At 63.2% G+C, this 10,597-nt stretch carries 11 protein-coding genes and 1 pseudogene; 9 read left to right on the top strand and 3 right to left on the bottom strand.

Going from position 1 to position 10,597, the window contains the following annotated elements; all coding sequences use genetic code 11:
- Positions 1 to 279 (bottom strand): LysR family transcriptional regulator (locus I8N66_RS17360; protein WP_291155797.1); only part of this gene is annotated, 279 nt, incomplete at its 3' end.
- A 150-nt stretch (positions 280 to 429) separates the two neighbouring features.
- Here I8N66_RS17360 and I8N66_RS17355 point away from each other — a divergent pair.
- The 9 genes from I8N66_RS17355 to pcaD all read left to right on the top strand — a co-directional run bounded on the left by I8N66_RS17355 (position 430) and on the right by pcaD (position 9,038).
- Positions 430 to 1,611 (top strand): muconate/chloromuconate family cycloisomerase, encoded by a 1,182-nt coding sequence (locus tag I8N66_RS17355; protein WP_291155788.1) that lies wholly within the window; start codon positions 430 to 432, stop codon positions 1,609 to 1,611.
- A 10-nt stretch (positions 1,612 to 1,621) separates the two neighbouring features.
- Positions 1,622 to 1,912 carry a muconolactone Delta-isomerase gene (gene catC / locus I8N66_RS17350; protein ID WP_291155785.1) on the top strand — a complete coding sequence of 97 codons (291 nt, stop codon included), beginning with the start codon at positions 1,622 to 1,624 and terminating at the stop codon, positions 1,910 to 1,912.
- A 73-nt stretch (positions 1,913 to 1,985) separates the two neighbouring features.
- A complete protein-coding gene (gene catA, locus I8N66_RS17345; RefSeq protein WP_291155782.1) occupies positions 1,986 to 2,924 on the top strand; it encodes a catechol 1,2-dioxygenase in 939 nt (312 codons plus the stop codon).
- A 100-nt stretch (positions 2,925 to 3,024) separates the two neighbouring features.
- Positions 3,025 to 4,383 (top strand): Rieske 2Fe-2S domain-containing protein, encoded by a 1,359-nt coding sequence (locus I8N66_RS17340; RefSeq protein WP_291155779.1) that lies wholly within the window; start codon positions 3,025 to 3,027, stop codon positions 4,381 to 4,383.
- Complete coding sequence (gene benB / locus I8N66_RS17335) at positions 4,380 to 4,868, top strand: benzoate 1,2-dioxygenase small subunit (RefSeq protein ID WP_291155777.1); 489 nt, start codon at positions 4,380 to 4,382, stop codon at positions 4,866 to 4,868. Before I8N66_RS17340 ends, benB begins: the two co-directional genes overlap by 4 nt.
- Before the next feature lie 39 nt (positions 4,869 to 4,907).
- The gene (benC, locus tag I8N66_RS17330; RefSeq protein WP_291155775.1) at positions 4,908 to 5,930 is read left to right on the top strand and encodes a benzoate 1,2-dioxygenase electron transfer component BenC; all 1,023 of its coding nucleotides are present in this window, start codon (positions 4,908 to 4,910) and stop codon (positions 5,928 to 5,930) included.
- Complete coding sequence (locus tag I8N66_RS17325) at positions 5,927 to 6,715, top strand: 1,6-dihydroxycyclohexa-2,4-diene-1-carboxylate dehydrogenase (protein ID WP_291155772.1); 789 nt, start codon at positions 5,927 to 5,929, stop codon at positions 6,713 to 6,715. Before benC ends, I8N66_RS17325 begins: the two co-directional genes overlap by 4 nt.
- A 38-nt stretch (positions 6,716 to 6,753) precedes the next feature.
- A complete protein-coding gene (locus tag I8N66_RS17320; protein ID WP_291155769.1) occupies positions 6,754 to 8,088 on the top strand; it encodes an MFS transporter in 1,335 nt (444 codons plus the stop codon).
- A 164-nt stretch (positions 8,089 to 8,252) separates the two neighbouring features.
- The gene (pcaD, locus tag I8N66_RS17315) at positions 8,253 to 9,038 is read left to right on the top strand and encodes a 3-oxoadipate enol-lactonase (protein ID WP_291155766.1); all 786 of its coding nucleotides are present in this window, start codon (positions 8,253 to 8,255) and stop codon (positions 9,036 to 9,038) included.
- A 38-nt stretch (positions 9,039 to 9,076) separates the two neighbouring features.
- Here pcaD and I8N66_RS17310 read toward each other — a convergent pair whose 3' ends face one another.
- Together I8N66_RS17310 and I8N66_RS17305 are read right to left on the bottom strand one after the other, a co-directional pair.
- Positions 9,077 to 9,481 carry a cupin domain-containing protein gene (locus I8N66_RS17310; protein WP_291155763.1) on the bottom strand — a complete coding sequence of 135 codons (405 nt, stop codon included), beginning with the start codon at positions 9,479 to 9,481 and terminating at the stop codon, positions 9,077 to 9,079.
- Positions 9,482 to 9,703: 222 nt separating this feature from the next.
- A pseudogene (locus I8N66_RS17305) lies at positions 9,704 to 10,595 on the bottom strand (alpha/beta fold hydrolase); the annotation flags it as partial.
- Positions 10,596 to 10,597: the final 2 nt, after the last annotated feature.

The raw sequence follows: 10,597 nt of genomic DNA, 5'->3' as shown, positions 1-10,597 counted from the left end.
CAGGACACGGTTCTGGTTGAGGCCGACGCGGCGCGTCGCCTCTACCATCTGCTCCACCCGGCCGAGCACCTGCAGCGACTGTTCGTAGAACAATCGTCCGGCTTCGGTCAGCCGCACCGGGCGGCTCTTGCGGATGATCAGCGGAACGCCCAGTTCTTCTTCCAGTAGCTGGATCTGCCGGCTCAAGGGCGGCTGGGCGATGTGCAGCATCTCGGCGGCGCGGGTGAAATTGCGCTCGCGGGCGACGGCGACGAAATAGCGAAGCTGGCGCAGGTCCAAACTCAAGGTCCAACTCTCCTATAATCTCGGTATGTTGCGCTGCGGCAAGCCCATGAATGCTCGTATCTATTGCGACACTATATCATAAAGGTATCAAGCCGAACCTATTTGGTGTTGGACGCCATCAGGTGCGCGGCGCACAGTCACGCCATGAACAAGACCCTTGCACCCATTGCTCCGACCGCAGCCCTTTCCCCCGTCGTCGAACGGGTCGAAACGATGCTGGTCGATCTGCCGACTATCCGGCCGCACAAGCTCTCGGTCGCGACCATGACCGGCCAGACTCTGATGCTGGTGAAGGTCTATTGCAGCGACGGTACGGTCGGCATTGGCGAAGGTACGACGATCGGTGGTCTGGCCTATGGCGGCGAGAGCCCGGAATCGATGAAGCTTGCCATCGATACCTATTTCGCACCTCTCCTGATCGGCGAAGACGCGACCCGCGTTCGCGCCCTGATGGCCCGGATCGGCAAGGCGGTGAAGGAAAATCGCTTCGCCAAGAGTGCCGTGGAAACGGCGTTGCTTGACGCCCACGGAAAGCGCCTCGGCCTGCCGATCAGCGAACTCCTGGGCGGCGCCTTGCGCAAGCGTCTGCCGGTCGCCTGGACGCTGGCTTCGGGCGATACCGCCAAGGATATCGCCGAGGCCGAGAAGATGCTCGACCTTCGCCGCCATCGGATCTTCAAGCTGAAGATCGGCGCGAAGCCGCTGAAGGACGATATCGCCCATGTTGCGGCGATCAAGCGGGCGCTCGGCGACCGTGGCGCGGTGCGCGTCGACGTCAACATGGCCTGGAGCGAATTTGAGGCCGCCTACGGCATGGCGGCGCTCGCGGATGCCGGTTGCGAACTGGTCGAACAGCCGGTCGCATCGACCGCGGCACTCGGTCGCCTGGTTCGTCGCTTCCCCGTGGCGCTGATGGCAGACGAGTCGCTTACGGGACCGGAAAGCGCCTTCGAGATTGCCAAGACCAAGGGCGCCGATGTCTTTGCGGTCAAGATCGAGCAGAGTGGCGGCCTCTTCAATGCGCAGCGCGTTGCGGCCATCGCCGATGCCGCCGGCATCGAACTCTATGGCGGTACGATGCTGGAAGGTGGCGTCGGCACGGTCGCGTCAGCCCATGTGTTTTCCACGCTCGCCAACTTGCAGTGGGGCACGGAACTCTTCGGCCCGCTGCTTCTGACCGAGGAAATCCTGGCGACGCCGCTCGACTACAGCGACTTCGAACTGACGGTGCCGGACGGGCCGGGCCTTGGCATCGAACTCGACGAAGACCGCCTGAAGTTCTTTGCGCGCGACGGGCTGCGCAAGATGATCAGTGTTGCGAAGTGAGGATCAAGCCATGCTGTTTCACGTCAGAATGGATGTTCGCATTCCCCACGATCTGCCGGCTGAGCAGGCGGCGGAGATCATCGCTCGGGAAAAGGCCTATTCGCAACAGCTGCAGCAGAGCGGCAAGTGGCGGCACATCTGGCGGATCGCCGGTCAGTACGCGAACTACAGCGTCTTCGACGTGAAGGACAATGCCGAGCTGCACGAGGTTCTCTCGGGCCTGCCGCTCTTCAAGTTCATGCAGATCGAGGTCATGCCGCTGCTTCGGCACCCATCCTCGATCCGCGAGGACGATAGCTAGCGTTTGTGCGTGCCGCGGCCGGGAGGATGGCCAGCGGCTTGAGATTCAAGACAATCCAAGTGGAGGAATTGATATGAGCGTGAAGATTTTCGACAAGCCGGAGACCCAAGCTTTCCTGAAGGTTCTGAGCGGCCTCGACAAGGACGGCGGCAACCCGCGCGTCAAAGAGATCGTGCACCGGTTGATGTCGGACCTGTTCAAGGCGATCGACGATCTCGACATCACGCCCGACGAATACTGGACCGGGATCGCCTGGCTGAACGAGATCGGCGCTGCCGGCCAGGCCGGCCTGATCTCGCCCGGCCTCGGCCTCGACCACTTCCTCGACGAACGTCTCGACGCGATCGACGAAGCGCTCGGCATCCAGAACCAGACGCCGCGCACCATCGAGGGCCCGCTCTATGTCGCCGGCGCGCCGGCTTCGGAAGGCTTTGCCCGTCTTGACGACGGCCGCGACACCAATGGCCAGCCGCTGATCATGCACGGCACCGTCTATGACGCCGATGGCCAACCGCTGAAGGGCGCGACCGTCGAAGTCTGGCACTGCGATACCCGCGGCTTCTACTCGCATTTCGATCCGACCGGCCTGCAGGCGCCGTTCAACATGCGCCGCACGATCGTCACCGACGCCAAGGGCTGTTACAAGTTCCAGAGCATCGTGCCGCACGGCTACGGCGTGCCGCCGGGCAGCCCGACCGAGCAGTTGCTTTCCGCCCTCGGCCGCCATGGCCAGCGCCCGGCCCATATCCATTTCTTCATCAGCGCTGACGGTCACCGCAAGCTGACGACCCAGATCAACATCGCCGGCGACCCGCTGGTCAACGACGATTTCGCCTATGCGACGAGGGACGGCCTGGTGCCCGATGTCACCGAGCGCACCGACGAGGCCAGCATCAAGGCCAACAATCTCTCTGGCCCCTTCGCCGAGATCGCGTTCGACATCCATCTCACCTCGCTGGTGAACGGCGTCGACAACCAGATCAACGAGCAGCGCAAGCGCGCCGCCGCCTGATCACCTCTGCGGCGGCCGAATGAGCCGCCGCCCCCTGACATCAGACATTGTTGCAATCGCTAGAGCCGAGCACGGATCAGCCGTTTGCGGGAGAAGAACCATGTCCGCCGTTATCGACAAAGCCCAAGCCCTCGACCACCTGCTCGCCACCGCGGTCGAGGACGATCATGAGGCCGGCACGTTCCGCTGCCGCCGCGACATCTTCACCAACGAAGACCTCTTCGAGCTGGAGATGAAGCACATCTTCGAAAGCAACTGGGTTTATCTCGCCCATGAGAGCCAGATCCCCGAGAACAACGACTATTACACCACCTATATCGGCCGGCAGCCGGTTGTCGTCACTCGCGACAAGGCAGGCGAACTGCACGCCGTCATCAATGCCTGCGCCCATCGCGGCGCCATGATCTGCCGGCGCAAGCACGGCAACAAGGGCAGTTTCACCTGTCCTTTCCACGGCTGGACCTTCTCCAATACCGGCAAGCTCCTGAAGGTGAAGGACGAGAAGACCACGCAATATCCGCCGCAGTTTGCCAAGGACGGCTCGCACGACCTGAAGCGCGTTGCCCGCTTCGAGAACTATCGCGGCTTCCTCTTCGGCAGCCTCAATCCGGATGTGACTTCGCTTGCAGACTATCTCGGCGAAACCAAAGTCATCATCGATCAGATCGTCGACCAGGCGCCCGGCGGGTTGGAAGCGCTGCGCGGCAATTCCTCCTACATCTACGACGGGAACTGGAAGCTGCAGATGGAGAACGGCTGCGACGGCTATCACGTCAGCTCCGTTCACTGGAACTATGCCGCCACCATGGGCCGACGCCACGAGGAGGGCACCAAGGCGGTCGATGCCTCGAGCTGGAGCCGCTCGATTGCCGGCGTCTACGGCTTTGACAACGGCCACATCCTGCTCTGGACCAACACGATGAACCCCGAGGTTCGGCCGATCTTTGGCCATCGCGAGGAGATCAAGGCGCGCGTCGGCGAGGTCCAGGCGGATTTCATCGTCAACCAGACCCGCAATCTCTGCCTCTATCCGAACGTCTTCCTGATGGACCAGTTCAGCACGCAGATCCGCGTGACCCGTCCGATCAGTGTCGACAAGACCGAGATCAGCATCTTCTGCTTTGCACCCAAGGGTGAAAGTGCTTCCGATCGCACGCTGCGCATCCGCCAGTACGAGGACTTCTTCAACGTCTCCGGCATGGGCACGGCTGACGACCTCGAGGAGTTCCGGGCCTGCCAGCAAGGTTATGCCGGCATCACCGCGCTCTGGAACGACCTGTCGCGCGGCGCGCCGCTCTGGATCGACGGTCCGGACGAGAACGCCAAGCGCATGGGCATCGAACCCTTGCTCTCCGGCGAGCGCAGCGAAGACGAAGGCCTCTTCGTCCGTCAGCATGAATATTGGGCGAAGGTGATGCGCAAAGCGCTCGCTTCCGAGAGACAAGGAGCGGTCGCATGACGATCTCCTACGACACCGCCTGCGCGTTCCTCTATCGCGAAGCGCGCCTGCTCGATGATCGGCAATGGGACGAATGGCTGACCTGTTATGCGCCCGATGTCAGCTATTGGATGCCCGCCTGGGACGACGATGATCAGCTGACCGAAGATCCGCAGTCGCAGATATCGCTGATCTACTATCCGAGCCGAGACGGCCTGGAAGATCGCGTCTTCCGCATCAAGACCGAGCGTTCGGGGGCGTCCACGCCGGAGCCGCGCACGAGCCACAGCGTCACCAATGTCGAGCTTGTGGCCGATCGCGGCGAGAAAGCGGACTTCCGCTACAACTTCCACACGCTCAACCACCGCTACAAGGTCACCGACCACTTCTTCGGAACCATGTTCGTCACGCTGCGCATGAGCGGCGGCGAGCTCGTGATTTCGCGCAAGAAGATCGTGCTGAAGAACGACTACATCCGCCAGGTCATCGACGTCTACCACATCTGACGGCCGTCGCCTGACAAGACAGGACTGGGAGGAACAACCATGGCCAGCTACAGGATCGCTTTGAATTTCGAGGATGGCGTCACCCGCTTCGTCGAATGCCGGGACGACGAGAAGGTGCTCGACGCCGCCTTCCGCAACAAGATCAACCTGCCGATGGACTGTTCCGACGGGGTCTGCGGCACCTGCAAGTGCCGCGCCGAAAGCGGCGCCTATGACCTCGGTGACGATTTCATCGACGATGCGCTGACATCGGACGAGGCGGAAAGCGGCCTGGTTCTGACCTGCCAGATGAAGCCTTCGAGCGACTGCGTCATTTCAGTGCCGACGACGTCTGCCGCCTGCAAGACCGGGCAGCAGAAGTTTACGGCGAGTGTGTCGAGCGTCGCCCCGCACAACGATGCGGCGATCGTGCTCGAACTGGATGTCGAGGGTGCGCCGGCCTTCCTACCGGGCCAATACGTCAATATCGACGTGCCGGGCAGCGGTCAGAGCCGTTCCTATTCCTTCTCCTCGTCTCCGGGCGAGACGCGTCTCGCCTTCCTGATCAAGAAGATCCCGGGCGGCGTGATGAGCACGTGGCTCGAACGCGCCCAAGTCGGTACGCAACTGGAGCTGACAGGCCCGCTCGGCAGCTTTTATCTGCGGGAGGTTCAGCGCCCCTTGCTGTTCCTCGCCGGTGGAACTGGCCTTGCCCCGTTCCTGTCGATGCTTGAGGTGCTCGCCCGCACCAATCCCGAACATAAGGTGCATCTGATCTATGGCGTTACCCGCGACCTGGACCTCGTACTTGTTGAGGAGATCGAGGCTTACACCAAGCGCCTTGCCAACTTCACATACACGACCGTTGTGGCGGATGCCGCGTCAAATCACCAGCGCAAGGGCTGGGTGACCCAGCACATGCCCGAGGACGTTCTGAACGGCGGCGATCTCGACGTCTATCTCTGCGGCCCGCCGCCGATGGTGGACGCCGTGCGCAAGCATCTCGACGACACTGGCGTGAGGCCCAGCAGCTTCCACTATGAGAAGTTCACGCCCAACGCGGTGGCGAAGGAGGCGGCATGACCTCCGCTCGTTTCGAAGGACGGTTTGCCGGCAAAGTGGTTGTCGTCACCGGTGCCGCGCAAGGGATCGGTCGTGCCGTGGCGCTGCGTGCCGTGGCTGAGGGTGGCAAGGTGCTCTTGGTCGATCGCGCCGAGTTCGTCGCCGAGGTGGCGGTCGAGGCGGGCAGCGAGCGGGCAGTTGCCTTCGTGGCTGATCTCGAAACCCATGAGGGGGCAGCCGCAGCGATGCGCTTTGCCGCCGAAACATTCGGCGGCATCGATATCCTGATCAACAATGTCGGCGGCGCGATCCGCATGCGCCCCTTCTCGGAATTTGAACCGGCGCAGATCGATGCCGAAATTCACCGCTCGCTGATGCCGACGCTCTACTGCTGCCATGCCGTGCTGTCGCATCTCTTTGCGCGCGGCGGCGGCACCATCGTCAACGTCTCCTCCAACGCCACGCGCGGCATTCACCGCGTGCCCTATTCGGCGGCAAAGGGCGGCGTCAACGCCATCACCCAGTCGCTGGCGATGGAGCTTGCCGAGCGCAACATCCGCGTCGTCGCGACCGCGCCGGGTGGCACTGAAGCGCCGCCGCGCCGGATCCCGCGCAATGCCGATGGCGACAGCGACGCCGAGCGGGCCTGGATGGGCGATGTCGTCGCCCAAGTGAAGCAGTCGAGCTTCATGAAGCGCTACGGCAGCATCGACGAGCAGGCGGCCCCTATCCTTTTTCTGGCCTCCGACGAGGCCTCCTACATCACCGGCAGCGTGCTGCCGGTCGCCGGCGGCGATCTCGGCTGACGGTTGTTTTTTGAAACGCGCAAACACCTGGGGAGGAGATGATGCGCTCTATCGATGTGAATGAGGCGATTGACGGAAGCCCGCTCGGGCGCTTCCAGTGGGTGGTGGTGGCTTTGACCGCCCTACTTTTGATCGTTGACGGTTACGACGTTTTCGTCGCCGGTACGGTGCTGCCGACCATGATCAAAGAATGGGGCTTGAGCAAGCCACAGGCCGGCGCGCTGCAGGCCTGGGCGCTGTTCGGCATGATGTTCGGCGCGCTGATCTTCGGGCCGCTTGCCGACCGGATCGGCCGCAAGAAAGGGATCGCCATCAGCTTCCTGCTGTTTACGCTCTCCACGCTTCTGACCGGCTTTGCCAATTCGCCGGAGCAGTTCAAGATCTTTCGGTTCTTCGCCGGTCTCGGCTGCGGCGGGTTGATGCCGAATGCCGTCGCCTTGATGAACGAATATGCGCCGAAGCGGCTGCGCGGCACGCTGGTGGCGCTTATGTTCTCCGGCTACTCGGTCGGCGGCATGGTCGCCGCCGGTCTCGGCATCGGCCTCATTCCGTCCTATGGCTGGAAGCCGATGTTCTTCATCGCCGCCGTGCCGCTGCTCCTCTTGCCCGTGATCCTCTGGAAACTGCCGGAATCGCTCGGCTTCCTCATCCGCCAGGGCAAGCAGGACGAGGCCAAGCGCATCTACGCCAAGATCGACCCGAACGCACGTCTTGGCTCAACCGACAGGCTGGTGTTCTCCGAGACGAAGGGTGCTTCCGCATCGGTGCTGGAGCTCTTCCGCCATCAGCGGACGCTGCGCACCGTCATGCTCTGGGTCGCCTTCTTCTGCTGCCTGCTGCTCGTCTATCTCCTGTCGTCCTGGCTGCCGAAGGTGCTGCAGGAAGCCGGCTATGCTGAGAAAGCGAGCCTGCTCAGCCTCTTCTCGCTGAATTTCGGCGGCATGGTCGGCGCGATTGCCGGCGGCTGGCTCGGTGACCGCTTCGGCTTGCCGAAGGTGGTGGTCGGTTTCTTCGTTGCCGCCGCCTTCTCGATCGCACTGATCGGTTTCGGCCTGCCGCCGGCGCTTCTGTTCCTGATGGTGTTCATTGCCGGCGCCACCACGATCGGCACGCAGATCCTGCTCTATGCCAGCGTGGCGCAGCTCTACAATCTCTCGGTGCGTTCCACCGGGCTCGGCTGGGCGTCCGGCGTTGGCCGCATCGGCGCGATCGTCGGGCCGACGCTCGGCGGCGTGCTTCTGGCGCAGGAGCTTCCGCTGCAGCAGAACTTCGCGATCTTCGCCATCCCGGCGGCGATCTCAGCCGTCGCCATGCTGGTCTTCGCGGTCAGCAATGCCCGCCGTGTCGAGATCCGCCAACTGGCGGCCGCCTAAGGAAGGCGTGCGATGGCCGGCATCCGCTATCGCCGGCCGTCGCTCTCAACCGGCGCCCCTTATCGCCAGGGTTCGCGCCGTGCCGCAGCCGATGGCTTTGCGGATGACGTCAGGAATTGAAGCCGCCAGCCTTGGCGGCTTCCTCAATCCGGAGTTTCAGTTTCGTGGCCTATATCGATCTTCCGACACACCGCATGCATTATCGCATCGACGGCGACCGGGCCGGCACTGCCCCCTGGCTGCTGTTCTGCAATTCGCTCGGCACCGACCTTTCCATGTGGGACGCGCAGGCGGAGGAATTGTCCCGGCATTTCCGGGTGTTGCGCTACGATCGTCGCGGTCATGGCCTGTCGTCGGCTCCGCCGCCACCCTACACTCTATCTGACCTCGGACACGACGTGATCGCCCTGCTTGATGCCCTGGCGATCGAGCGCGCGCATTTCTGCGGGCTGTCGATCGGCGGCCTCACCGTGCAATGGCTGGGCATCCATGCGGGTGCGCGCCTGGACAAACTTGTCGTCTGTGCGACCGCGGCGCGTATCGGCACGCCCGAGAGTTGGGCCACCCGGATTGAATCCGTCAAGGCAGATGGTCTTGCGGTCCTCCGATCGGCGACAGCCGAACGCTGGTTCAGCGCGACGTTCACTGCGCGTAACGCCGGCACTGTCGGCAAGGTGCTGGACGGTTTCGCCGCCACATCGACAGACGGCTACATCGGCTGCTGTGCGGCTCTCGCCGGGGCAGACCTCAGGGACGACATCAAGCGCATCACCAATCCCGTACTCGCCATTTCCGGCGACGAGGACCCGGTGTGTCCGCCTTCCGATATTGAAGAGATCGCCGCCCGCGTACAACAGGGGCGGCATCTGTCATTGCCCGGCCGGCATATCGTCAACATCGAGTCCGCGCCGGCATTCAACGCAGCGCTGCTCCAATTCCTTCACGACTGAAGGCAGTTCGAACGGCGCCACGCCAATCAATTCAGCGCTTATTTGACGGGAACGAGAAGCGGCGCGTCCTTTGTGACGATGTAGGTCGCGAGTTCCGATGCCTTGGCAGCGCCGACGTTCTTCGCCACATGGGCAACGCCGGCTGGAATGAACAGCGCCTGGCCCGCCTGAAGCGTCACGGGATCCCGGCCCTCAAGCTGGTATTCGAGCGAGCCTTCGAGCACATAGGCGATTTCTTCGCCCGGATGGGAATGCTTGATCGAGGCCGTGCCCGGTTCGATGTCGACACGAACCTGCACGGCTTCGTGTCCGGGCACGCTGATCTCGTTCTTGATCAGGTCCGTACGCTGGATGCCTTGCATCTGCTGGGCCTCCGCCATGCGAAGCGTCGTCATGCTGCCGGCGATCAGCAAGGCTGCGGCGATGATGCGGGTCGTTTTCATGGGGTCCTCCGTGTTGGATGGTTGCATGTGCGTCGTTGGAAGCACGTGCATTTCAGCGGAGGCGTGTATTGGCGGTGTGTCGGCCGCGCGGCGCTTTTGTAAGCCTTTGTATTCTTCGCTCGCGGTCGTCCCGTTGCGGGCAATGGGGGACGGTGCGACCCCGCCCCGACGGGAGGAGATCCGCTGTGCGCATCGCCTCCCGCCTTGCGGTTTTACCGACCGCTATTCGCCGAGGCTCTGCTGCAAGGCCTCGCGGGCAAGTTTGACGATTTCCGCGTGGATGTCGGCACGGGGGCGTTCGGTCGGTTGGCAGATCGGATCGACCTCGCCGAAGGTCTTGAGCAGTTCGGCGGCGCCGTCCTTGCATATCGGCAGGAAGCTGAAGTGGTCCGCTCCGGCGACCGCGGCATAGGAGCCCTTGGGCGTCAGCGCCGCCAGCGGCTCGGAGGCGACGGCAAGCGGGATCGTCTCCTTGTTGCCGAGATTGATGAAAATGCATCGGGATCGCGATCGCCTTGAGGCTGTCTTTGACATAGGCCTGGGCAAGGCCGGGGTCGACGAGTACCGCGGATTTGACCCGGGGGTCCCGGTTCGACTGTTCGAAACGCGCCTTGTCGACGGTGCGAAGATCGAGCTTGTCGACGTCGACCGGCGCATCGGCGACGTAGCCCCTGCCGCCGACGAACCAGGCGCAGTCCCACTTGCCGTAGCTGTCGCAGTAGCGGGCGTAGGCATCGAGACTGGCCCTTGCCCCTGAAATTTCCATGGCGGTCGAGCCGCCGAGAGAGAAACCGAGGACGGCGATCCGCTCGGGGTCGATTGCAGCGCTCCATCGCGGATCCCGGGAGAACATGTCGATCAACGCGGAGAGGTCGGATGTACGCTCGCAAAGCTTCGGCGTGTTGGCGGGTGTCGAGTCGCCGCTGGTGGTGCCGGGATGGTTGGGGGCGGCCACGATGAAGCCGGCCGCTGCAAGCTCGGCCGCAAGCCAACTCATCGCCTCGACGCGACCGCCCGAACCATGGGATAGAACCACCAGCGGATATCGGCCCTGGCGCAAGGGGGCGTTCTTCGATGCGGGCGATCCCTCGAAGATACGATTGTCGCCGACAAGCA

Source organism: Ensifer sp. SSB1, assembly GCF_016652895.1.
Classification (GTDB): Bacteria; Pseudomonadota; Alphaproteobacteria; order Rhizobiales; family Rhizobiaceae; genus Ensifer.
Note: the sequence above shows the minus strand (reverse complement) of the source record. Positions and strands in the feature narration are given on the sequence as shown.

Coding starts and splice junctions, on each gene's coding strand:
- I8N66_RS17355 (WP_291155788.1), top strand. CDS start 430: ATGAACAAGACCCTTGCACCCATTGCTCCGACCGCAGCCCTTTCCCCC.
- catC (WP_291155785.1), top strand. CDS start 1,622: ATGCTGTTTCACGTCAGAATGGATGTTCGCATTCCCCACGATCTGCCG.
- catA (WP_291155782.1), top strand. CDS start 1,986: ATGAGCGTGAAGATTTTCGACAAGCCGGAGACCCAAGCTTTCCTGAAG.
- I8N66_RS17340 (WP_291155779.1), top strand. CDS start 3,025: ATGTCCGCCGTTATCGACAAAGCCCAAGCCCTCGACCACCTGCTCGCC.
- benB (WP_291155777.1), top strand. CDS start 4,380: ATGACGATCTCCTACGACACCGCCTGCGCGTTCCTCTATCGCGAAGCG.
- benC (WP_291155775.1), top strand. CDS start 4,908: ATGGCCAGCTACAGGATCGCTTTGAATTTCGAGGATGGCGTCACCCGC.
- I8N66_RS17325 (WP_291155772.1), top strand. CDS start 5,927: ATGACCTCCGCTCGTTTCGAAGGACGGTTTGCCGGCAAAGTGGTTGTC.
- I8N66_RS17320 (WP_291155769.1), top strand. CDS start 6,754: ATGATGCGCTCTATCGATGTGAATGAGGCGATTGACGGAAGCCCGCTC.
- I8N66_RS17310 (WP_291155763.1), bottom strand. CDS start 9,481: ATGAAAACGACCCGCATCATCGCCGCAGCCTTGCTGATCGCCGGCAGC.